19 protein-coding genes are annotated in these 21,717 nt (G+C 71.3%); 7 read left to right on the forward strand and 12 right to left on the reverse strand.

The window, feature by feature from the left end; genetic code table 11:
* Nucleotides 1-46: 46 nt before the first annotated feature.
* The gene (locus tag ACWEJ6_RS28430; protein ID WP_452427584.1) at nt 47-1,201 is read right to left on the reverse strand and encodes a right-handed parallel beta-helix repeat-containing protein; all 1,155 of its coding nucleotides are present in this window, start codon (nt 1,199-1,201) and stop codon (nt 47-49) included.
* Between the two features lie 169 nt (nt 1,202-1,370).
* The gene (locus ACWEJ6_RS28435) at nt 1,371-2,426 is read right to left on the reverse strand and encodes a nitrilase family protein (protein ID WP_452427586.1); all 1,056 of its coding nucleotides are present in this window, start codon (nt 2,424-2,426) and stop codon (nt 1,371-1,373) included.
* Between the two features lie 96 nt (nt 2,427-2,522).
* On the opposite strand from ACWEJ6_RS28435, the gene ACWEJ6_RS28440 reads away from it, so the two are divergent.
* Nucleotides 2,523-3,419 (forward strand): LysR substrate-binding domain-containing protein, encoded by an 897-nt coding sequence (locus tag ACWEJ6_RS28440; protein ID WP_452427588.1) that lies wholly within the window; start codon nt 2,523-2,525, stop codon nt 3,417-3,419.
* Nucleotides 3,420-3,460: 41 nt separating this feature from the next.
* Here the strand turns inward: ACWEJ6_RS28440 and ACWEJ6_RS28445 are convergent, their stop codons facing one another.
* Entirely contained in the window at nt 3,461-4,714 is a 1,254-nt protein-coding gene (locus ACWEJ6_RS28445; RefSeq protein WP_452427590.1) for a hypothetical protein, read from the reverse strand.
* 176 nt (nt 4,715-4,890) lie between these two features.
* On the opposite strand from ACWEJ6_RS28445, the gene ACWEJ6_RS28450 reads away from it, so the two are divergent.
* A complete protein-coding gene (locus ACWEJ6_RS28450) occupies nt 4,891-5,709 on the forward strand; it encodes an alpha/beta fold hydrolase (RefSeq protein ID WP_452427592.1) in 819 nt (272 codons plus the stop codon).
* 35 nt (nt 5,710-5,744) lie between these two features.
* On the opposite strand, the gene ACWEJ6_RS28455 is transcribed toward ACWEJ6_RS28450, so the two are convergent.
* On the reverse strand, nt 5,745-6,011 hold the full coding sequence (locus ACWEJ6_RS28455) for a hypothetical protein (protein WP_452427594.1): 267 nt from the start codon (nt 6,009-6,011) through the stop codon (nt 5,745-5,747).
* Between the two features lie 174 nt (nt 6,012-6,185).
* On the opposite strand from ACWEJ6_RS28455, the gene ACWEJ6_RS28460 reads away from it, so the two are divergent.
* A complete protein-coding gene (locus tag ACWEJ6_RS28460) occupies nt 6,186-6,674 on the forward strand; it encodes a GNAT family N-acetyltransferase (protein ID WP_358295296.1) in 489 nt (162 codons plus the stop codon).
* Between the two features lie 75 nt (nt 6,675-6,749).
* Here the strand turns inward: ACWEJ6_RS28460 and ACWEJ6_RS28465 are convergent, their stop codons facing one another.
* The 6 genes from ACWEJ6_RS28465 to ACWEJ6_RS28490 all read right to left on the reverse strand — a co-directional run bounded on the left by ACWEJ6_RS28465 (nt 6,750) and on the right by ACWEJ6_RS28490 (nt 15,113).
* A complete protein-coding gene (locus ACWEJ6_RS28465; RefSeq protein ID WP_452427596.1) occupies nt 6,750-8,729 on the reverse strand; it encodes a right-handed parallel beta-helix repeat-containing protein in 1,980 nt (659 codons plus the stop codon).
* Nucleotides 8,730-8,754: 25 nt separating this feature from the next.
* Nucleotides 8,755-9,612, reverse strand: coding sequence for a carbohydrate ABC transporter permease (locus tag ACWEJ6_RS28470; protein ID WP_452427598.1), 858 nt, complete (start codon nt 9,610-9,612; stop codon nt 8,755-8,757).
* 9 nt (nt 9,613-9,621) lie between these two features.
* Nucleotides 9,622-10,572, reverse strand: a complete 951-nt coding sequence (locus ACWEJ6_RS28475; protein WP_387673660.1) for a carbohydrate ABC transporter permease — start codon at nt 10,570-10,572, stop codon at nt 9,622-9,624.
* Complete coding sequence (locus tag ACWEJ6_RS28480) at nt 10,554-11,801, reverse strand: ABC transporter substrate-binding protein (RefSeq protein ID WP_452427600.1); 1,248 nt, start codon at nt 11,799-11,801, stop codon at nt 10,554-10,556. Before ACWEJ6_RS28480 ends, ACWEJ6_RS28475 begins: the two co-directional genes overlap by 19 nt.
* A 227-nt stretch (nt 11,802-12,028) precedes the next feature.
* Nucleotides 12,029-13,861 (reverse strand): heparinase II/III domain-containing protein, encoded by a 1,833-nt coding sequence (locus tag ACWEJ6_RS28485; protein ID WP_452427602.1) that lies wholly within the window; start codon nt 13,859-13,861, stop codon nt 12,029-12,031.
* Nucleotides 13,851-15,113, reverse strand: coding sequence for an alpha-L-fucosidase (locus tag ACWEJ6_RS28490; protein WP_452427604.1), 1,263 nt, complete (start codon nt 15,111-15,113; stop codon nt 13,851-13,853). Before ACWEJ6_RS28490 ends, ACWEJ6_RS28485 begins: the two co-directional genes overlap by 11 nt.
* 95 nt (nt 15,114-15,208) lie before the next feature.
* Here ACWEJ6_RS28490 and ACWEJ6_RS28495 point away from each other — a divergent pair, with 95 nt between their 5' ends.
* Nucleotides 15,209-16,009, forward strand: a complete 801-nt coding sequence (locus tag ACWEJ6_RS28495) for an RraA family protein (RefSeq protein ID WP_387673672.1) — start codon at nt 15,209-15,211, stop codon at nt 16,007-16,009.
* Between the two features lie 45 nt (nt 16,010-16,054).
* On the opposite strand, the gene ACWEJ6_RS28500 is transcribed toward ACWEJ6_RS28495, so the two are convergent.
* Both ACWEJ6_RS28500 and ACWEJ6_RS28505 read right to left on the reverse strand, forming a co-directional pair.
* A complete protein-coding gene (locus tag ACWEJ6_RS28500; protein ID WP_452427606.1) occupies nt 16,055-16,963 on the reverse strand; it encodes an aldo/keto reductase in 909 nt (302 codons plus the stop codon).
* A complete protein-coding gene (locus ACWEJ6_RS28505; protein WP_452427608.1) occupies nt 16,960-18,861 on the reverse strand; it encodes a hypothetical protein in 1,902 nt (633 codons plus the stop codon). Before ACWEJ6_RS28505 ends, ACWEJ6_RS28500 begins: the two co-directional genes overlap by 4 nt.
* Before the next feature lie 147 nt (nt 18,862-19,008).
* Between ACWEJ6_RS28505 and ACWEJ6_RS28510 the strand changes: the two genes are divergently transcribed.
* From ACWEJ6_RS28510 to ACWEJ6_RS28520, 3 genes are read left to right on the forward strand one after another with little or no spacing between them, the layout of a single operon-like run.
* A complete protein-coding gene (locus ACWEJ6_RS28510) occupies nt 19,009-19,866 on the forward strand; it encodes an amidohydrolase family protein (protein WP_452427610.1) in 858 nt (285 codons plus the stop codon).
* A 25-nt stretch (nt 19,867-19,891) separates the two neighbouring features.
* Nucleotides 19,892-20,887, forward strand: coding sequence for an acetylxylan esterase (locus tag ACWEJ6_RS28515; protein ID WP_452427612.1), 996 nt, complete (start codon nt 19,892-19,894; stop codon nt 20,885-20,887).
* Between the two features lie 56 nt (nt 20,888-20,943).
* The gene (locus ACWEJ6_RS28520; protein WP_452427614.1) at nt 20,944-21,672 is read left to right on the forward strand and encodes a GntR family transcriptional regulator; all 729 of its coding nucleotides are present in this window, start codon (nt 20,944-20,946) and stop codon (nt 21,670-21,672) included.
* Nucleotides 21,673-21,717 lie beyond the last annotated feature (45 nt).

The raw sequence follows: 21,717 nt of genomic DNA on the forward strand, positions 1-21,717 counted from the left end.
ACAAAGTTGCCTCTCGCGGCGCGGGCGGGAGCGTGTCCGCGAGGGGTCAGTGGCAGGTCAGCGGGAGTGGCTGGGGACCGCAGGGACGGCCCCGGTTGCCGCCGCCGTCGATCGCTCCTGAGGGCGGCGTGATCCAGACGAAGTAGCCGTCGTTGTGCTTGCCCACGTTTCCCGTCAGGGTGATCGGGGAGCTTCTCCGGCCGATGTGGATGGCGCCACGTACGGGAAGGCCCGCCTCGTCGGTGAGCCCGCTGGGATCGTGGCCGTTTCCCTTGAACACGTTGTCGATGAACGACGACGTGGTGGAGTCCCTGACGTAGATGCCGGCGGTGCGGTTGCCGATGAACCGGTTGCGGGCGATGGTGGCGTCCATCAGGTAGCCGTATACGCCGATGGAGTTGTTCTTGAACGTGTTGTCCTCGATGAGCGTGTCCGGCGCCCAGCCGGCCCGTACCGCGATGTCGGCGTTCTTGAGGACGTTGTCGCGCAGCACGACGTTCCAGCTGTTGTTGTCCGCGCTGATCGGGGCGTTGTCGAAGACGTTGCCGGTGACGAGTCCGGCGTTGTTCTCGTTGAAGGACAGGCTGCCCGAGATCACTCTGCTCGACGTGAGCGTCGTGTAGGTGCTGCGGGCCGAGACGCGGTGCAGAGTGCAGCCGTCGATGGTCAGGCGGATCTGGCGGGCGTCCACGGCGTCCACGTCGCATCGGCGGGGGGAACCGCTGATCGAGAGCTCAGGCCAGGCGCCGCCGCGCAGCTTCACGGGGCCGCCGGTGATCGTCATGTCGCGAAGGGCGACAGTGATGTGGGGGGTGAGGGCGTCGTCGCCGACGCTGGTGGCGAACCCTTCGATCCGGCCGTCGCGTATGACGGTTCCGGTCCAGGCGGTCCCCTGGGAGCCGACCTGGACGCCGGTGCCGGTGCCCGCGCCCTGGAGGGTGTGCCCGGCCAGGTCGATGGTCACGTCGTCGGCGCCGACGATCAGCGCGTCACCGGGGCACGTCAGATCCCCGGTCAGGGTGACGCTCCCTGTCAGGACGCTCCCGCAGGTGACGGGGGCGCCTGCGGAGGCAGCGGCGGCCCGGCCGAGCCCGACGGACGCGGTCAGCAGCAGGACGGAGCAGCCGGCCCGAACGAGCCACCGCGTCGTCGTGGAACGCCTGGGTCGGCGACCCGTGCGGACGAACTGTTCATCGCGCATGTGCCCTCCATCGCCGATCGACGAAATGCCTGCGTTCTCCTTTCGCTGGAACGGCGCGGTCATTACCGCTGTGGCCGCAACAGGACACGTCCGGAGGCGGGTGCCGGTCGGCACCCGTCCAGGCCCTGCCGGATCGGGCAGACCACCGGCCTGGGGGTCGCCTTGATGCTCAGTGGCGCGGCAGACCGAGGACATCCTCGCCGGCCCCGGTGCCGGGGGTGCGGAGGAGTGGCACCGGGTCGGGGGCGAAGCGGGCGGCGCGAGGCTCGCGTTCGTCCCCGAACCGGTGGGTGAGGATGCCGTAGAGTTCCGGGCGTCGTCCCTGGAGCCATCGGCGGCCGGTCGAGAGCGGCAGCAGGGTGAGGTCGAGGTCGGCGGTCACCATGTCGTCACCGGCCGCCCAGGTCTCGCCGAGGATGCGGCCGTAGGGGTCGATGATCATGGCGTTGCCGGTGCGGATCTCGTCGTCGTCCTCGCCGATGCCGTTGCTGAACAGGACGAACAGCCCGTTGTCATGAGCCCGGGCGGGCAACCAGCGCATCAGCCACTGGCGTCCGCTGGGGCCGCGCAGCTCGGCCTCGATCGCCTCCGGGGCGCTGTGCCGGTTCCGCCAGAGCTCCACGGGGATCGGGCGCATCCCGTGGGGGCTGCGCGAGGCGGTGCCGCCGGTCTGGTGGGGCGCCACCAGGATCGAGGCGCCCATCAGCGCGGTGGCGCGGACGTTCTCGACCAGGTTGTTGTCCCAGCAGATGAGGATGCCCATGCGGACGCCCCACGGGGTGTCGAAGACGGTGTAGGCGTCGCCGCTGCTGATCGCCGGGTGCTCGAAGGCGTGCAGCTTGCGATGGCGGTGGACGGATCCGTCCGGGAGGCAGAGGGCATAGCTGTTGAACAGCCGCCCGTCCGTGTCGCTCTCCAGGAAGCCGGCTCCCACGGCGACGCCGTGCCCGGCCGCCAGCGCGCGCACGGCGGTGACGGACGGGCCGTCCACCGGCTCGGCGAGCTCCCGCAGCCGCTCGGGGGTCTGGCGGCGGAGATGCCAGTACCCCAGCAGGCACATCTCCGGGAAGGCGATGACCTGCACGCCGTCCGCGCTCGCCACGCGCACGTGGTGCTCGACCTGGGCCAGGTTGTAGGTCTTGTCATCGGGACGATGCTCGAACTGCACGGTCGCGCACCGCAACGCCGTCGTGGGGGTCTCGGCCGCCTCGTCTTCTTCTGCCATCGCGAACCTCCGGATCCTTGGGGTGGCTCACCAGCAGACCGCATGCGCGTCCCATTCGTCCAATGAATCTTTTTCGCCGTTCGATAGAGTCGCGGAATGGATCTGGTTCTGCTTCGCGCCTTCCTCACGGTCGCCGAGCACGGTCACTACGGCCGCGCCGCGCGAACGCTGAACGTCGCCCAGCCGACGCTCACGAAACAGATCCAGTCGCTGGAGGCGCAGGTGGGAGGCCGGCTGTTCGACCGCGGCCGGCACGGCGCCGTGCTGACCGGCCTGGGCGCCGTCCTGCTCCCGGACGCGCAGGCTCTCCTGCGGCGGGCGGACGCGCTCACCCGGCGGATGGCGAGAATGGCCACCGGCGAGATCGGGAGGCTGGCGGTGGGCTTCGGGCTGTCGAGCATCGACCTGGCCCCTCGGATCGTCGCCGCCTTCCGGCGCCGCCACCCCGACGCGCACGTCACTTTGGACGACATGTCGTCACAGGCCCAGCTTGACCGGATCGACGCGGGCGACCTCGACGTCGGTTTCGTCCGGCTGCCGCTCGACGGCGGATGGGGACGGCTGCCGCTGGCCGGCGACCGCCTCGCCCTCGCCTGGGCCGACCATGACGACCGGCCTCCGCACGACGTCGGAGATCTCGCGAGATGGGCGGCCCGCCACGACTTCCTCCAGCTGGCGCAGGAGAGAGGGCCCGGGCTGGTACGGCAGATCAACCACCTGTGCACCGCCGTCGCGGTCCGCCCTGCCGTCGTCCAGGAGGCTCAGGACCTGCAGACCGTGCTCGCGCTGGTGGCGGCCGGCGCGGGGGTCGCCTTCGTGCCGGCCAGCGCCCGCCGTATCGCGCCGTCCTCGGTCACGATCACGCCGATCCGCCATCCTGCGGCCGAATGGCAGATCGCCGTGGTGTGGAAGGACGGGCGGTCCGGCCCGTTGACGACCGGTTTCCTCGGCCTCGTACGAGAGCACGGTCTTCTCGAAGCCGGCGGCTCCTGAGTCGCGGCGCGTCCCCGCCGGTCACCCACTTCGAGGAGACGTCAGGAGATGGTGAGCGTGCCGTCCGGATTACGGGCGCACGTGACGATCGCGCGGGGCGTCGCGGCGAGGGCGCCGGTCAGGCACTGGCCGAGGACCGTGTGGCCCGCGGCGTTGGGGTGCCACGACTCCTGACAGGTCTGGAAGTAGGTGACGCAGGTGTTCGCCGCCCGCTGGATACCGATCTTGTCCCAGCCGGACAGGCTGGTGATGAACGTGCCGGACGGCCCGTCCTGCACCCGGACCGGCGTCGCGAGCGCACCGGCCGGGCTGCCGGGGTTCTCGCAGAGCCTGGCCCCGTCGAAGGCCCTCTGGACGTCCAGGACGCGCAGGTCGGCCGCCGGGCGTTCGGCTGCCAGCGTGGTGAAGGCGTTCTTGACCAGTGAGCCGAGGTTCTGGGAGAACACGTGCCCGGGGGCGAGGCTCGCGCGGTGGATCGGGCACCCGGCGGCGTAGCGCTCGGCGCCGAGGGCGCGGAACTTGTCGCGGGTGTCGGTGCGGCCGTCCTCGTCGTAGTACTGCGGGGCGACGTCGGGCGGCAGCGGGTTGGTGTAGGTCTGCAGAATCACCTGGTGGACGCCGTCGGCGTCGATCTGGTCGAGGGTGTCCAGGATCTGGCGCAGGGCCGCGGTGGTCTCGGCGGTGGCGGCGGCGACCTCGGTGTCGGTGGCCAGGTCCGAGGCGGTGCAGGGCCGCTGCGGCACCTCGCCCTTCAGGTAGGCCCAGAACTCCCACCAGCCCGTCCAGGCGTCGGCGATGAAGCGGTTGGCGCACAGCGTGGCCACGTCGCCGAAGGTGAACTGGGTGTTGTTGGAGCCGAGGCCGACGAGGACGACGTCGATGTCGTGCGTCCGGGCGACGGCGCGCAGCTGGTCGAGTTGCGAGGCGACGGTGCGGCCCTCGGCCCGGGCGCTGGAGGGCGCGGCGATGTCGGCGGGCTGGGCGCCCGAGCACGCGAGGTTGAAACGTTGCTGGATGCCCGGGAGCGACGCCGCGAACACCGAGGCGTTCGCCGACCGGTGACAGAAGTAGGCGTTGCTGTTGGCCGCCGACCAGCCGGGGAAGGCCTGTGCCGTGCCGGAGGCGTCGACGACGGGCTGGTAGTTCCCCGCGCCCTCGCCGCTGATGAAGCTGTCGCCGAGCGCGACGGCGGCGGTGGGCAGAGCCGCCTGCGCCGGTCCGCTCCGCACGGTCTGGATGCCGGCCGCGCTCACCAGGAGCATGACAACCGCGGCCGCACTCTGGAGGAGCCTCATGACCACCTCATTTCATACTAATTAAGTACGAAATACGCCTGAGTGGATCACAACATGCGGCGCCAACAGCGTCAACATGCTGATGTGCAGGCCGCGCACGCTTACCTGGGACGTAATTGTCGCCCTTACCTCTGACTGAAAAACTCAGGACATCGAACGACATAAGGAGTCTTGAGATGTTCTTCCAGACCACGGACGGCACCCGCCTCGCCTACGAGGACTACGGCCAGGGCAGGCCCATCGTCTTCGTCGCCAGCGTGATGCTCTCGGCGGACATGTGGGAGTACCAGATTCCGTACTTCGTCGAGCGCGGTTACCGTTGCGTCGCCCTCGACCGGCGGGCCCACGGCCGCTCGGACCGTCCCTCGACGGGCTACGACCTGGACACCGGCGCCGACGACCTGGCGGAGCTGATCGAGCTGCTCGACCTGCGTGACATCACCCTGGTCGGTCACTCGATGGGCGGCGCCGAGGTCGCCCGGTACCTGGCCCGTCACGGCGACGAGCGCGTCGCGCGGGTGGCGTTCGTCTCGGCGATGCTGCCGTTCCTGCTGCAGACCGACGACAACCCCGAGGGAGTGCCGGGCGCCGTGCTGGAGGCCTCGATGGCGGCCCTGGACGCCGACCGTCCCAAGTGGCTGGCCCAGCGGGCGCAGGCGTTCTTCGCCACGCACCTGGGCAACGAGATCTCCCCCGCACAGGTGGAGTTCACCCTGCGGCAGTGCCTTGAGGTCTCGCCGTGGGCGATCCGCCAGTACCAGCGGGCCGCCATGACCTTCGACCACCGGGCCTCGCTGGCCGAGATCGCCGTGCCCGCGCTGGTCGTGCACGGGGCCGCCGACGCCTCCATACCGGTGGCCGTCAGCGGGCGGCGCACCGCCAAGCTGGTTCCCGGGGCGACCTACCTGGAGTACCCGACCGGCGGGCACGGCCTGTTCGTCACCCACCGCGACCGGTTCAACGACGACCTGCACACCTTCATCAAGTCCACCTGACGACGGCCGCGATCATGACCGCCAGGGATCGGTGATCACTCGACCACCCGGCCTGTCGCCTTCTTGGCGTCCATGCGTACGGCCAGGCAGTACACGGTCCTGTAGCGAGGCCAGTCCTCCGGGCCCGGCCCGACCCAGGCCATCCCGATGTCATCCCTTTTCGACTTCTTGATGCGCATTCTGGGAAGGCAGCCGTTCTGCGCCAGCCGCGTCATGTCCGCATCCGGGTACGGCCCCTCCGGGAGGACGTACGTGGTGGCGAACTCGGCCGAGTGCGGCACGTGGCAGGGGACGACGGTCACCAGGTACGTCTGGGGAAAGGGTTCGATGCAGTCGCCGGGTCACCCGCGCAGCCGGTGTGCGAGATGGCTGAGCAGCATGCGGTCAGTGATGTGCGAACCATGGCACAAGGGTGGCAGCATCAGAGCGCTCCGGAGGATCTCCTGACGCCTCGGCGTCGCCGGTATATTGGGCGGATGCTGATCAGGGAAGCCACCGTGGACGACTGGTCGGCCATCTGGCCGTTCTTCCGCGAGATCGTCGCCGCCGGTGAGACCTTCACCTATCCGCTCGATCTCGGCCAGGAGGAGGGGCGCGGCTGGTGGCTGCTGCCCGCCCCGAACCGTACGGTCGTCGCGGTCGACGACGACGGGACGATCCTCGGCACCGCGAAGATGAACAACAACCAGATGGGCAACGGCTCGCACGTCGCGAGCGCCAGCTACATGGTCGATCCAGCCCATTCCGGGCGCGGTGTGGGCCGCGCGCTGTGCGAGTACACGATCGAGTGGGCCCGCACCTCGGGTTTCCGCTCGATGCAGTTCAACGCGGTCGTGGAGACCAACGAGACGGCGGTGCGGTTGTACCGGAAGCTCGGGTTCGAGGTGCTCTGCACCGTGCCGGAGGGCTTCCGGAGCCCGGCGAAGGGCTACGTCGGACTGCACATCATGTACCGCGCCCTCTGACGACCTCCCGGAAGGCGGACCGCGCGCCGGACCCGGCGCCCGTGGTGGAGTCCACGGACGCCGGGGGCTTCTGTCCTACCGGGTCGCTCCGGCCACCCACTTGGGGGCGCCGTACTGGTAGGCGCCGAGGCTCGGGAGCGGGTCCGTCGAGCCGTCGTTGACGCCGGGCAGCGGGATCGCCTGGTTGCGCGCCGGGGACGCCTCCGACAGCCGGTAGTCGCGCCCGGCCGGGTCGACGAACAGCGGGTCGACGTCGGCCGGCAGGTTGTTGGACAGCACCATCCCGCCGTTCGTGGCGCCGTCGAGGCCGCGGATCGGGCCGATGTTGTTGTAGACCTTGGTGCCGGTCGAGTTGCCGGGCTCCTTGACGTAGAACATCGTCATGCCGCCGGTGTTGTTGTAGACGCCGTTGTTGTGCGAGCCGCCGCCGAGGCCGTTGAGCATGACGGTCCCCTCGGGGTTGCCCCAGCCCACGTTGGCGGCGATGGTGATGTTGCTCTGCCCGTTGTCGGCGTAGACGCCGGTGACCCCGAACTTGGTGGCGCCCCACCTCGGCGCCGGATCGTGCAGCACGTTGTGGTCGATCGAGGTCCCCAGCATGTCGGAGCCGCAGCAGGTGTAGACCGCGGCCACGTCCAGGCTCAGCCGGGCGTACTGGGAGATGTCGTTGTAGGCGATGCGGTCCGGCCCCGGCGTGCCGCCGGCGGCGTTGTCCCACTGCAGGTTCACGCCGCTGCGGCCGACCCGGTAGATGGTGTTGTGCGTGACCGTCTGGCTGTTGCCCTGCACGGCGACGCCGGCCGCGTAGGTGCCCAGGTAGTCCACGTCGTGGATGACGTTGTTCGTCGCGGTGTTCCGCATGCCGCGCAGCGCGATGCCGTTGCCGGCGCTGAGTGACAGGTCGCTGTTGACGACCTTGTTGTCCGTGCCGTTGAGCACGATGCCGGTGTCGGCGACGCCCCGGGTGACGGTGGAGCCGCAGTCGGTGGCGCCGCGGGTGATGTCGGTGTAGTGCGACAGGTACGTGCCGGTGATCCCGTCGATCACGACGTGGCTGCTGCCCGGCCCGGTCTCGACGGTGGAGGCGAACAGGCCGACGCCGGCGATCGTCGTGTGGCTCGCGTTCCGCAGGTCGAAGGCCAGCGTGCGGGCCTTGGCCTCGATCACGTGCCGGTCGGGGTCGTCCTCGCTGTACAGGTAGAGCCGCTTGCCGGCCGGGTCGTAGAACCAGGTGCCGGGGTGGGCGAGTTCGCCGATCTTGCCGGCGAGCGCGTACCGGGTGTCCTTCGGGATCACCTTGTGGACGCACGGCGGCGCCACGTCGAGCACGACCGAGCCCACGTCGGAGCTCTTGATCGTGGAGGTCGCCGTGATGTACCAGTAGTTCGTCGTCACGCGGGCGCCGTTCCAGTAGCCGGCCGGGCGAGTCAGCGCGTCGTCGGCGACGGTGGCCTCCGCGCTGCCCGGCCCGGCGTACCGCACCGCGGGTTCGAGCAGGTCGAGGCCGGGGTAGGGCCACTGGGCCTCGACGTTCATCCGCTTGTCGGTGAAGGTCTGCACGGTCGTGACGTCGGGTCCGAGGTCGGCGCGGGCGCTGTAGACGTGGCCGTCGCGCACGGCCTGGGCGAAGGGCGAGCCCGGCGCGTACGGGTCCGACTGAGCGATGCGGGCCAGGTCCTGGCCGGTGACCGGGGACCAGCCCCTGATCCGCTTGGCGCCGCTCACCGTCACGCGCGCGCCGGGGGCCGCCCGGTAGGTGACGGGCAGTCCGGCGGCGCCCGACCGGGCGGGCACGACGGTCTCCTCGTACGTGCCCGACTGGATCAGGCAGGTGTCGCCGGGCGTCATGACGTCGGCGCACCGCTGGATGTGGCGGTAGGCCGTCGCGGCCGACCGGCCGTCGGCCGAGTCCCTGCCCCACGGCGCGACGTGGTAGGTGGTGCCGCCCGCGCTCGTGCCCTGCTCGGCCGCCGCCGGGACGGCCGCCGACACCGTCGCGAGCACCGTCGCGATCACCATGGCCGCGAGCGGCCGCCGAAGGCGTAACAAGGTCATGGTCCCTCTTTCCGTGACGGGCCGTTCAGCCCTTGACCGCGCCGACCGTGAGGCCGCTGATGATGTGGCGCTGCATGTAGACGAAGAAGATGACGACCGGTGCCACCGCCAGCAGCAGGTTGGGGAACACCCGCGTCAGGTCGGTCGAGTACTGGCTGATCCCGGCGTAGATGGCGGTCGTCACCGTGTACCGGCCGGAGCCGGGGCTGAGCAGGATCTGCGGGCTGACGAAGTCGTTCCAGATCCCGATCGAGTTGAGGATCAGCACGGTGACCACCGCGGGCCGCATCAGCGGGAAGATGATCGTCCAGAACGTGCGCAGCAGCCCCGCGCCGTCGATCATCGCCGCCTGGTCGATGGAGGCAGGGATGGTACGGATGAAGCCGACGAACAGGAAGATGCTCACCGGAAGGGTCGAGGCCACGTCGTGGGCCACGAGGCCGGCCACGGTGTTGGCCAGGCCGACCGAGCGCAGCACGTAGATCACCGGGATCACCAGCGCGGCGCCCGGGATGAAGGTGCCCGCGAGGAAGTACAGCAGCAGCAGCTGGGAGCGGCGGCTGAGGCTGCGCGCGATCGCGTACGCCGCGGGCCCGGCCAGCAGGATGCACAGGACGTCCACGACGACGACGAGGAACAGCGTGAAGCCGTAGCTGCGGATCACGTTGTACTGGGGGCTGTCGACGGCGTTGGCGAGGTACTCGAAGGTGAGGTCGCCGAACGGGAGGGAGAAGGGGTTGCCGAGGATGTCGTCCTGGGACTTGAAGCTGTTGACCACGAGCAGGTAGACCGGCACGGTCATGGCCACCAGGAGCAGCGCCAGCATGACCGGGCGCACGAAGGAGCGGCGCCTGCCGTGGGCGGCTCGCGTTTGTTCGATCATCACCGTCCCCTAACTCGTCGTGGCGCGGTCTTGCCGGTTGCGCGCGGCGGTCACCAGCAGGGCGAGGCCGGCGCACACGACCATGAGGAAGACGGCCTGCGCGTTGGCGTAACCGACCTTCGTCCCCTCGAAGGACCTGGCCAGGATGAGGAACGAGTACGTCTGCGTGGCGCCCGCGGGCCCGCCGTTGGTGAGGCTCACGACCAGGTCGTAGGTCTTGATCAGGCCGATGAGGTTCAGCACGGTGGCCACGGTCACCACCGGGGAGATCATCGGGATCACCACGCGGAGGTTGGCCTGGCGCCGGGTCGCGCCGTCGATCGCCGCGGCCTCCAGCAGCTCGGCGGGGACCGTCTGGAGCGCGGCGACGAACAGCACGACGTTGAACCCGAAGCCGGCCCACACGATCACCGCGATGAGCGAGACCAGGGCGAGGTTCTCCTCGAAGAGGAAGCCGACCGGCCCGATGCCGAAGTGCTGCAGCGTGCTGTTGACGGCGCCGTTCGTGCCGAGGATCGCGGCCCAGAGGAAGCCGAGGATCAGCGCGCTGATCACGTGCGGGTAGTAGGCGAGCGTGCGGAAGAACGAGTTCGTGCGCGAGCGCTCCTTGAGCAGCAGCGCGTACGCCAGGCCGCCGCCGATCATGAGCAGGGTGCCGGTGACGGCGACGAGGGCGGTCACGTACCAGGCGCTGGTCGAGCTCGGGTCGTCGAACAGGTGCAGGTAGTTCTCGAAGCCGACGAACACCGCGTCGGAGAAGCCGTTCCAGTCCGTCAGGCTGAGGTAGACCGCCACGCCCACCGGGACGACGGTCATCACCGTGTAGACCAGCACGGACGGCGCGACCAGCCCGAAGGTCACCGCCTTGGCCCGGTACCTGGCCGGCAGCCACTCGCGGCGCGGGCGCCGCGGCTCGGACGCCTGCCGCTCCGGCCGCCGGGTCAGCTCTGCGAGTTCCACCACTTGTCCAAACCGGCGGCGACCTGCTCGGCCGTGGCGCCCGTGTACAGCTTCTGCACCTGCGTGTTGAGCTCGGCCGGATAGCCCTCGACCGGCTGGCGCTCGCCCGACTTGACCAGCACGGACGGCGCCTCCTCAAGGATCTTCTGGACCTGCGTGCCGAGGCTGGACATCTTGTAGGTGAAGCCCTTGCGCAGGTTGCCGTCGGCGGCGAGCTGGCTCTCGATCGCGGCCGGGTCGGTGACCAGCCACTTCACGAAGTCGATCGCGGCGGCCTTGTGCTTGGAGGCGTTGACGACCACGTACGGGCTGGCGATGTTGCCGTACTGGCCGGTGGGGTACGAGCCGTCGGTCGGCATGGAGAAGACGCCGATCTCGTCGCTCTTCTTCGCCGCGTCGGCGGCCGGGACGAAGAAGGAGCCCATGACGTACATCGCGGACTTGCCGTCGAGGAAGGCCGTCTGCCCGTCGGCGTAGGTGAGGCCGAGCGCGCTCTTGTCGAGGTAGCCCTGGTCGATCCAGCTGCGGAAGCGCTGGAGGTACTTCAGGTAGTCGCCGGTGGCGAAGGAGACCTGGTTCTGCTTGCGCTTGACCGTCCAGTCGGGGTCGGCGGTGAGCACGCCGGAGTCGGCGATCAGGGAGAACTGCGCTCCCGGCACCCACTGCCCGGCGCTCTGCAGCGGCGTGTAGCCGGCGCTCTTCAGCTTGGCCATGGCGTCCTGGAACTGGTCGAGCGTCTTGATGGCGGTGGCGTCGAGACCGGCCTTGGCGAAGGCGGCCTTGTTGTAGAAGACCAGCGACTGGATCTGCTGGCCGACGCCGACCAGGTAGCGCTTGCCGTCCACGGCGTACTGGTCGGCCAGCGGGGTCTGGCCGGTCCACGCCTCGCCGGTGAGGTCGGCGAACAGGGCGGCGTTCTCCTTCGTCGGGGTGATCTGCTGGGCGATGTCCGGCGGGTCGCCGGCGGCGAGGTCCTGGGTGAGCTTGGCGGTCGCCGAGACGGTCCCGGTGAGCTCCAGGTTGACCTTCACCCCCGGGTGGCTCTGCTCGTACTTGGCGAACAGTCCCTTCCAGTACTGCTCGGTCAGGTTCGGGCTGATGTTGACGATGATCCGCAGAGTCGTGGCGCCGGCCTGCGCCGGGTCCTCGCCGCCGCAGGCGGTGGCCGCGGCCACCACGGTGGTGGCGGCGACCGCGACCGCGCACGCCCGGCGCAACTGTGTTCCCATATCCGCTGCACGCTCCAATTGCATAGTCATGACCGGTGGAAGGTCGGGGGTGGACTGGCCGCCTTCGGGAGCCGCCCGCCCGGGGGCCACCTGAGTGAGGGGGTCGGGCTGCGCGGGCCCGCGTGGCGGACGGCGTGACGGCTCGACACGATCGACGCGGCGACATCGACCACCATCAACGTCCATCGCCTATCGATAGGTGATGTTATGTGGCATATCTAACTTGTTCAAGAGTCATTTCGTGCGTGCCGGTGAAAGCTCACGGCGAACCGGCCGCCGCTCCCCCGGACGGTGACGGCCAGCGTCAGCCGGGTCAGCCGGGCGCCCCAGCTGCGCGCGAGACGCGGGTCGTCGATGTCGCGGTGCTCGACGGACGCGGCGCCGAGGGCGGGATCCCAGCGCAGTTCGAGCGGCGGTCCCCCGTCCGCCGTGACGACCGCCCGGCCCGGCCCGCACTCGACCTCGCCGGCGAGAACGTGCCGGAACAGCACGGTCCGGGGGCCCGTGGCCCAGTCGTCCTCCACGCTGACGTACGGCTCCGGGCCGTCGCGCACCAGCCGGACGACGCGCTCCCAGCGGGTGAGCAGGCCCGCCGGATAGGCGGCGCTCAGGTCCGCCCGCAGGACGGCCTGGCCCTCGTCGAACCGGACGGCGACGTCCCGCGCGCCGTGCTCCGGCCCCGGGAGCTGCCCGTGCCCCGGTTCGGGCACGTTGTGCCAGGCGCTCTGGAACGGCCACTCCTCGTAGCGGCGCGGGCCGAACGTCGCGGCGGTGTAGGTCGGCTGGCCGACGTCCACGACCATCGGACGTCCGTCGAGCGCCACCCAGTAGGAGCCGACGTCGAGGTGGTTGTGGTGCTCGCCGTTGTGGCCGGCCTTCGCCGCCACGGTCAGCCCGTCCGCGCTCCCGGCCCGCTCGCGCGCGACCATGACCTGGATGCGCGGCAGCCAGCACTCGCGGGCCAGCCAGGGCGAGCCGTCCGGCGTCCCGCCGGCCGCGACCGCCCGGCCCCATCGCCGGTCGGCCAGCGCGGTCATGGCGCGCCCGAGCCCGGCCCTGGGCTGGACGACGCCGCCGGACGCGCGTGCGGCGGCCACCGCGTACGCCACTGTCTCCGGTCGCCCCAGGCGCTCGCCCCAGCGGAAGAGCACCTGCCACGGCCGCTCGCCGGAGAGCCGGGCCGGAGCGTCGCCGGTGTTGACGTACCAGTCCGCGCCGAGGTGCATGCGCGGCGGGTAGGCGAGCAGGGCGGGCAGCACCGGCGGGCCGGGGTCGTCCAGGAGGTCCAGCGCCTCCAGCAGCCGGCACGCCCCCTGCCACCAGTACGCGATGCCCTCGTCGATCCCGCCGTCGTCGGGGAGCCCGGTGACGTAGTGGTCCAGCCCCTCGGCGACCAGGCGTGCCAGGCGCTCGCGCCGCCGGACGTCGTCGCAGAGCAGCAGCGCGGCCGCCAGGACGGCCCCGTGGATCCAGGGGTTCCAGTTGTTCGCCCGGCCGTCGCGGCCGATCCAGTGCCAGTCGCGCACCCGCTCGAACGGGGTGAGCACCCGCAGGTCGGCCTCGCGGCGCAACCTGCGGCGCAGCCCCGGGGCCCGGACGTCCAGATGCGGGCCCAGCGCGTGGTCGGCCCAGGCGAACAGCGCCGCGATCTCGGCCGCGCCCAGGTCGAGGAAGGGGTCGTCGGGATCGGGCACGACCTCGCCCCGGGCCGCGGCCCCGCGATCGTGCGGCGCCCAGCACCACGTGCTCGTCTCGGCGAGCGCCATCAGCCCGTCCACGACGGCGTCCAGGTGCGGGCACGCTCCGGGAGGCGCGGTCGCGGGGGCCACCTCGCCGGTGAGGACGGCGGCGAGGGCGAGGACGTCCACGCGTTCGCGCAGCCGCCGCGCCTTGTCCTCGTGCACGGCCCGCGCCCCGTCGCGGAACGTCCGGGCCCAGTCGTCCAGGGACAGGCGCGGGGCCGGCCGGGCCAGCTCTTCGGCCGCCGCGGCCAGGACGGCGTCGCGGGCCTCGGCGGGCACCGCGTCCCACACCGGCCGCGCGGTGACGTCAGGAACCATCGTCGTCGCGCAGCACGAGCTCGACGACCGGCAGCGGCACGTCCGGCGCGGCGATGGGCAGGGTCAGCGTGAGCGTGCCCGGCGGCTGGCCCGGCAGGGCGAGGTTGTTGTGCTCGTGCTGGTCTCCGTCCGCCCGGTGGAAGCGCACCTCGGAGCCGTCGTGGAGGAACTGCGCGTAGCGCACGCGTCCGGCGAGGCCGGGCAGATGGACGTGCTTGAGCGGCCAGGACAGCAGGTGCAGGTAGAGGCGGCCGGCCCGCTGGGTGTAGAGGGCGTTGGGCGGCGGGGTGAACGCGCTCGGCCCCGCGCCGTGCACGGCCCTGGCGTGCAGCGACATCCACTCCCCGATCGCGGCCAGCGTGTGCCGGGCCCGCGGGTCGAGCGCGCCCCGGCCGGTGGGGCCGACGTTGAGCAGCAGGTTGCCGGCGCACGCGACGGACTGGACGAGCATCCGGATCAGCAGCGCCGGGTCCTTGTAGTCGTGGTTGTCGCGGTCGTAGCCCCAGGAGCCGTTGAGCGTGTGGCACGCCTCCCACCTGACCTGGCCGCCGTCGCGGGTGAGCGGCCGGTCGGGCTGGTACTGCTCGGGCGTCACGTAGTCGCCGGGGATGCCGAGGCGGTCGTTCACCACGATCTGCGGGTTCAGGGCGCGCGCGGTCGCCATCAGCTCCTCCGCACCCCAGTCGGCGGGCCCCTTCGCCGGGTAGGTGAAGTCGAAGAAGAGCAGGTCGATCGGGCCGTACCCGGTCAGCAGCTCGCGTATCTGCCCGTTCATGTACGCCCGGTAGCGGGCCATGTCGCGCGTGGCGTTCGCGTCCGGCGGCGCGCTGTCGCGCAGCGGGTGGTACTGGTCGATGGTGAAGTCGGGGTGACGCCAGTCGAGCAGCGAGTAGTAGAGCCCCACGCGCAGGCCCTCGGCCCGCATGGCCGCGGCGAACTCGGCGACCAGGTCCCGGCCCGTCGCGCGGGCGCTGGTGTAGCCGGTGAGCTCGGAGTCGAACAGGCAGAACCCGTCGTGGTGCTTTGCGGTCAGCACCGCGTAGCGCATCCCGGCGGCGCGGGCGTTCCTGGCGAGCTCGGCCGCGTCGAACAGGTCGGGGTCGAACTGTTCCAGGTAGCGGTCGTAGTCCTCGTCGGACATCTTCTCCCGGCTGCGCACCCACTCGTGCCGGGCGGCGAGGCTGTAGAGCCCGAAGTGGACGAACATCCCGAACCGCGCTTCCTCGAACCACTCCGTCGGCCCCGCCGGCATCCCGGTCTCCTCTCACGGTTGACAGCCCTCATCGGTCGGCAGTTACATCTACCATCGATAGGCGATAATTGTCGATGTGTTGGGATGAGGCAGAAATGAGCACGAACGGGCATGTCGGGGCACCGGAGACGGGCGTCTACGAGACGATGCTGGGACCGGCGCACTCCTCGCCCTTCGTCCGGCCCGGCGCGGGCCTGGTGGACGCCCTCGCGGACGTGAGCGCCGCCACCGCGTGCGCCAAGCTCCACCAGATGGGCATAACCCGCACCTTCATCGACGGCCCCGTCCCCCTGCACCGGGAGCCGGGCGTACGGATCACCGGCGGCGCGGTGACCCTGCAGTTCCTGCCCCAGCGCGAGGACGTCTTCTCCGGCACCGGACAGGAGGACGCCGAGCGCAAGACCGCGCTGTGGGCGGTGCTGGAATCCATCCGGCCCGGCGACGTGCTGGTCGTCTCCGCGCAGGCCAGCCACTTCACCGGCTGCCTCGGCGACATGCTCGTCCGCTACTTCAAGCTGCGCGGCGGAGCCGGCATCGTCGTGGACGGGCGGGTGCGCGACGCCGAGCGGGTGCGCGCGCTCGGCGTGCCGATCTGGTGCACGGGGGTGACGCCGCACTACGCCTCGCAGGCCGAGCTGTTCCCCTCGGCCTTCAACGTCCCGGTGGGGGTGGGCGGCACGCTGGTGACGCCGGGCGACCTGATCGTCGCCGACGAGGACGGAGCGGTGGTCGTCCCGCAGCGGAGCGCCCTGGCGGTGGCCGAGGACGCCCTCCTGCACCAGGACCGCGAGGAGTTCGCCCGCCGCCGCCTGGACGAGGGCGGCCGGCTGTCGGACTACTACCCGCTGACCGGAGCCGGCCTCGCCGAGTACCTGGCCGCTCGCGAGAACGACTGAGAAACGGGGGGCGGGGCGGCGAACCCGCCCCGCCGGGGTCGTCCTCTATCCGTCCAGCAGCTCGTGCGGGACGAAGCCCTCCTCGGCGAGCCGGCGCCACAGCTCCGGCGGGATCTCCGTACGCCAGGCGGCCGCGTTCCCCTTCACCTCGGCCGCCGACCGGCAGCCCACCACGACCGACCGCACGGCGGGATGGAGGAAGGGGAACTGGACGGCCGCCGCGGCGAGCGGCACCCCGAACTCCGCGCAGACGGCGCGGCAGCGCTCGGCCCGCGCCAGCACTCCGTCCGGCACCGGCCGGTAGTCGAACATGGCCTCCGGACGCGGGTCGGCGAGCAGCCCGGTGTTGAAGACGCCGCCCACGACCACCGCCGTGCCGGTCTTCAGGCACAGCGGCAGCAGGGTCGTCAGCGCGTCGTGGTCGAGCAGCGAGAAACGCCCGGCGATGAGGACGACGTCCACGTCGAACTCGGCCACGTACGCGGCCAGCGGTTCGCTGTGGTTCATGCCGAAGCCGACGGCCCCGGCCAGCCCCTCCTCCCGCAGCCTGCGCACGGCCGGGTAGGCGGTCCGGCGCACGTCCTCGGGGAAGTCGTCGGGGTCGTGCAGGTACAGGATGTCGACGGAGGGCCGCCGGAGCCGTTCCAGGCTGGACTCCAGCGACTGGCGGATGCCGCGTTCCGTCCAGTCGGTGACCACCTTCTGCCCGGGGCGCAGCAGCCAGCCCGCCTTGGTGGAGATCACCGGCTCGGCGGCCCCGCCACCGGTCGCGAGCGCGCGGCCGAGCCGGTCCTCGGCGACCCCGTGCCCGTAGCGGGGCGCGGTGTCGAAGTAGGTGACGCCCTCCTGGACTGCGGCGGCCACCGTGGCGGCCGCGTCCTGCTCGGAGACGTCCTGGAACAGGTTGCCGATGGGGGCGGTGCCGAGGCCCAGCCGCGGCAGCTCGGCCCTCATCGCCGCACCTCCATCGGCGGAGCCTCGTACGTGGGTGTCCCGCCGCGCAGCGTCATCGTCAGGGTGAGCCGGACGTGCGTCGAGCCCGGCAGCCGCACGTGGACATGCGGCCCCTCGACGGGCGTGGGCGGCTCGTCGTCGGCGCGGACCTCGTGGATGACGTGCTCGGCGAACGTGCCCGCCTGCACGACGAGCGAGCGCGGCGCCTGGCCGAGGTTGGCCAGCTCGACCACGGTGTGCTCGGCGTCGATGCTCGTGACCAGCGCGGCGACGTCGGCGGGCAGGCCCGGACGGCGCTCCTCGGCGTCGAAGTACCGCAGGTGCATCTGCGCCAGCGCGCCGTTGTAGAGCACCTGCGGGGATCCGGTGGTCAGCTGCAGCAGCGCCTCCGTGACGACCGGGTTGCGGTCCTGCCAGTCGTGGATGCCGAACGCGTCGGGGCCGACGGCGGGGTCCACCGGGTCGGCCGCGATGGACTCCAGCCGCTGGGCGCAGGTGTCGATGGCGCTGCGCAGCATCCGCTCGGGAAAGCCGGGGTTGCGGCCGGCGAGGTACTCGTACCAGGGCTCCTCGTGCCCGGACTCCTCCTTGGTGCGCTGGGTGTGCACCGCCGTCCAGTCCCAGCTCGCCTCCTCGCGGAGCCGGTCGACGCGCTCCCGGTCGGCGGCGGCCCGGCTGAACTGCCACAACGCCACGGGCAGCTGGGTCGGCATGATGTTGTGGTCGAACCACCCGGAATCGTCGCGGCGCATGGGCGCCATGAGGGTCGGCTCGTGCTCCAGCCCGCGCAGGTGGGGCCGCCAGCGCTTGGTGATGGTGGAGACGTCGGCAGGGCGGCGCCGTTCGGCCCGGCCGAGCACGACGTCCAGCGGGTTCCTGGCCAGGTCCAGGTAGGAGGCGTCGCCCGTCAGCAACGTCGCGTTGGACGCGCCGACGATCGCCGCCGTCCCGACAGGCGGCAGGCCGTGGGGCCAGGACCAGCCGTAGTGGCCGCCGTACCAGCGGCCGTCCAGGTGCTCGCCGACCACGCCGTGCAGGCCGGCGTTGTCGGGGACGACGTCGCGGCCGTCCAGCCGCCGCCGCCAGGCGTCGACGTACTCCACCACCCAGTCGGCGTGGCGGGACTCGCCGCCGAGCAGGTAGGCGTTGGTGACGAGGCTGGTCGCGCAGAGGTTGACGATCGTGTCGCCGCGGCCCATGCGCTCCCACATCACGCGGCCGTACGCGCGGGCCCGCGCCGGATCGGCGGCCAGGTCGTCGAAGGGCGCGGCCTCGTCGATCCAGTCGAGGGGCAGCCCGTAGGGGCGCAGGGCCAGGCTCCACGGGAAGTAGACGTCGTGGTCGCTGAAGCCCCAGCGGGGGCCGGCGGCGCCGTTGTGCGGCGCGCGGATGATCCGGTGCTCGGGGTCGTAGTTGGGGCCGCCGGGCAGGTAGAGGTCGGCGAAGCGCCCGGCCAGCTCCCTGAGCTCGCCGTCGCCGGGCGCGGCGAGGCAGAGCCCGTAGAACAGCAGCATGCCCTCGCCCTGGTGGAACCAGTCGTAGCCGCGCTCGAACTCGTCGACCAGCATGCCCATCCCGGTCAGCTGGGCGGTGACGCCCCGCCAGTGCCGTCGCGCCGCCGCCAGGACGTCCGCGCTGCCGCCGAGCAGGTACAACGTCGGCCAGTTGAAGAACGCCTCGTAGAAGTCGTCGACGCCGTCGCGGCCGTCGAGCCCCTCCCCCAGCCTGTCGCGGAAGACCAGCCGGCCGTCGTCCTCGGTGTAGCGGTCGGAGAAGATCCGCCACGCCTTGTCCTGGACGGCGAACAGCTCCCGCTCCAACACGGCCCACCGCGGCGGGGTCGTCAGTCCGCGGGAGGCCCGCACCTCCGGCACGCGCGAGGCGTCGAAGGCCGTCACCGCCTGCCACCCCGCTCCGCCGCGCCGCCGGGACGTCTTGCTGCCATGCGCATGAGAACACCTGTAATCGCTGATCGATAGCCGATGATTAGAATCATCATGAGCGCGGATCAACGTGTCAATACTGGCCGAACATACGGAGCACAGGTGATCGACTGCCACGCCCACCTCTGGGACCTCGACGGCGGCTATCCGTGGATCACGCCGGAGTCACCCCACCACCGGCCGTTCACGGCCGGCGATCTGGCCGCGGCGGGCGACGGCCTCGGCTTGACCGGGACGATCCTGGTCGAGGCGTCCAGAGGCGACCGCGGCGAGACCGAGCGGCTGCGCGACCTGCGCCTGCGTCACCCGGGCCTGATCGCCGGGCACGTCGGCAACCTCAACGTGTACGCCGGGATCGAGCCGTCCCGGTTCCGGGACCTCATGGACGAGGCCCGCCCCAACGGGATGCGGCTCGGCGGCCCCTCGTGGGCGGCCACGCCCGCCTCGGCCCGCGCGCTCGTCCCCGTGCTGGCCGAGCTCGGGGTGGCGCTCGAACTCAACCTGCACGACGCCGCCGTCGGCGTCGCAGCCGAGGTCGCCGCGCGGCACCCGGAGCTGACCGTGGTCGTCGACCACCTCGGCAACCCCCCGAACCTGCTGGCGGCCGACCCGGGCGAGTGGCGCGAGCACGTGCGCCGGGCGGCCCGCACCCCGAACGTGATCATGAAGATCTCCGGCCTGCTCACCCAGCAGCACGGCGTGCCGCCGGAACGGGTGGCCGCGCTGGTCGCCCACGTGGTCGGGGCGTTCGGTCCGGGCCGGTGCGTCGTCGGGTCCGACTGGCCGATCTGCCTGACCCGGGGGTCCCGTGCCGAGTCGTTGCGGCTCGCCACGCTCGGGCTCGCCGGGCTGACGGCCGCGGAACGTGAACGGGTGCTGCGCACCACCGCCGAACGCGCGTACCGCCTGGCACCCCCGGTTGACAACGCTCCGGAGCCCCTGCTTCGATGCGACAGTTGATCGATAAGCGATGATTGGTTAATCGATGGCCCACTTTGATCTCCCTCAGGACCAGCTCGAACGGTACCTGCCGACCATGCCGGAACCGGCGGACTTCGATGCGTTCTGGGCGAAGACGCTCGCCGGGACCAGCGGCATCGACCTCGCCATGACGGCCGAGCCGGTGCCGAACGGGCTGGCCACGATCGACACCTTCGACGTCACGTTCGCGGGCTACGGCGGCCACCCCGTCAAGGGCTGGCTGCACCTGCCGGTGACCAGGACCGGCCCCCTGCCCGCCGTCGTGGAGTACCTCGGTTACGGCAGCGGCCGCGGCGTGGCCCACGAGAAGCGGCTCTGGGCGTGCGCCGGTTACGCGCACTTCGTCATGGACACCCGCGGCCAGGGCGCCGAGACGCCCGACCCCGATCCCGCGACCGGCGACGTCGCGGCCCCCGGCTTCCTGACCCGCGGCGTGCTCGACCCCGAGCGGTACTACTACCGCCGCCTGTACACCGACGCCGTGCGGGCCGTCGCGGCGGTGCGCACGCATCCGGAGGTGGACGCGTCCAGGATCGCGGTGACCGGGACCAGCCAGGGCGGCGGGATCGCCCTGGCCGTGGCCGGGCTCGTCCCCGATCTCGTGGCCGTCATGCCGGACGTGCCGTTCCTGTGCCACTTCGGGCGGGCGACGACCTTCACCGACCAGCCGCCGTACGTGGAGTTCACCCGGTTCGTGAAGCTGCACCGGGAACACGCCGAGACGGCGATGCGCACCCTGTCGTACTTCGACGGCGCGACGCTCGCCCGCCGGGCCAACGCGCCGACGCTCTTCTCCGTCGGCCTCATGGACCGCATCTGCCCGCCCTCGACGGTGTACGCGGCCTTCAACCACTACGGCGCGCTCCACGACCTGCCCGAGGCGCGCAAGCGGATCAGCGTCTACCCGTTCAACGACCACGAGGGCGGCGGCCCGGCGCACGAGGCCGTCAAGCTCGCCTGGCTGGCGGATCGGCTGCAATCGATACCTGCTAACCGATGATCGCGTATCATGACAGCGGGGATCGGGGACGCGCGAGATCGCATGATGAGGACTTCATGGCATCGACACGGCAAGCCAACAGTGACTTCGCCTCCAGACTGGCCACGAGCAAAGACTCGGTCCGTCCCACCTTGATCTCCGATCGGGTGTACGAGCTGCTCCGCCAGGCCATCGTCGAGGGCGACCTCGCGCCGAACGAGCGCGTGGTGGAGTCGGAGATCGCACGCCGTCTGGGCGTGAGTCAAGCGCCGGTTCGCGAGGCCGTCAAGCAGCTGGCCCGCGAGGGGCTGCTCGTGCACGTGCCACGCCGCGGCAACTTCGTCGTCGAGATCTCCACCGAGCACGCCGAGTACGCCCGCCAGGTGCGCGAGCCGCTCGAACGCCTCGCCGCCCAGCTCGCCGCCGGGCACGTCACCGACGACCAGCTCCGCGAGCTGGAGGAGCTGGTCGAGCAGATGCACCAGGCCGTGGCGATGAACGACGTCGGCAAGTTCCGCGACATCGACATCGCCTTCCACACCAGGGTCAGCCAGATCGCGGGGAACCCGTTCCTGACCCGGATGTGGGAGGTCCTCGAACCGAGCCTGCGCGCGCTGCGCGCCATCGCCGACCCGCTCTTCGACGGCGACTGGCACGCGATGGCCGACGAGCACGGCCGCCTGGTCTCGCTGCTGCGCGACGGCGACCCCGCCAAGGCGGCCGAGGCGTTCGCCGACCATTCCGCGGGCCGCTCCCCCGTCCCCGACCGCCGCGCCCGCAGGAAGAGCAAGCCCTCTTCTCGCTGACTCCAGGATGTTGTTGTTCCAGGTGGGATTCGCCGGATTCCACCC

This window comes from Nonomuraea sp. NPDC004702, assembly GCF_053601695.1.

Coding starts and splice junctions, on each gene's coding strand:
- ACWEJ6_RS28445 (WP_452427590.1), bottom strand. CDS start 4,714: ATGAGGCTCCTCCAGAGTGCGGCCGCGGTTGTCATGCTCCTGGTGAGC.
- ACWEJ6_RS28440 (WP_452427588.1), top strand. CDS start 2,523: ATGGATCTGGTTCTGCTTCGCGCCTTCCTCACGGTCGCCGAGCACGGT.
- ACWEJ6_RS28490 (WP_452427604.1), bottom strand. CDS start 15,113: ATGCCGGCGGGGCCGACGGAGTGGTTCGAGGAAGCGCGGTTCGGGATG.
- ACWEJ6_RS28520 (WP_452427614.1), top strand. CDS start 20,944: ATGGCATCGACACGGCAAGCCAACAGTGACTTCGCCTCCAGACTGGCC.
- ACWEJ6_RS28480 (WP_452427600.1), bottom strand. CDS start 11,801: ATGGGAACACAGTTGCGCCGGGCGTGCGCGGTCGCGGTCGCCGCCACC.
- ACWEJ6_RS28470 (WP_452427598.1), bottom strand. CDS start 9,612: ATGATCGAACAAACGCGAGCCGCCCACGGCAGGCGCCGCTCCTTCGTG.
- ACWEJ6_RS28460 (WP_358295296.1), top strand. CDS start 6,186: ATGCTGATCAGGGAAGCCACCGTGGACGACTGGTCGGCCATCTGGCCG.
- ACWEJ6_RS28465 (WP_452427596.1), bottom strand. CDS start 8,729: ATGACCTTGTTACGCCTTCGGCGGCCGCTCGCGGCCATGGTGATCGCG.
- ACWEJ6_RS28500 (WP_452427606.1), bottom strand. CDS start 16,963: ATGAGGGCCGAGCTGCCGCGGCTGGGCCTCGGCACCGCCCCCATCGGC.
- ACWEJ6_RS28495 (WP_387673672.1), top strand. CDS start 15,209: ATGAGCACGAACGGGCATGTCGGGGCACCGGAGACGGGCGTCTACGAG.
- ACWEJ6_RS28435 (WP_452427586.1), bottom strand. CDS start 2,426: ATGGCAGAAGAAGACGAGGCGGCCGAGACCCCCACGACGGCGTTGCGG.
- ACWEJ6_RS28450 (WP_452427592.1), top strand. CDS start 4,891: ATGTTCTTCCAGACCACGGACGGCACCCGCCTCGCCTACGAGGACTAC.
- ACWEJ6_RS28515 (WP_452427612.1), top strand. CDS start 19,892: ATGGCCCACTTTGATCTCCCTCAGGACCAGCTCGAACGGTACCTGCCG.
- ACWEJ6_RS28430 (WP_452427584.1), bottom strand. CDS start 1,201: ATGCGCGATGAACAGTTCGTCCGCACGGGTCGCCGACCCAGGCGTTCC.
- ACWEJ6_RS28485 (WP_452427602.1), bottom strand. CDS start 13,861: ATGGTTCCTGACGTCACCGCGCGGCCGGTGTGGGACGCGGTGCCCGCC.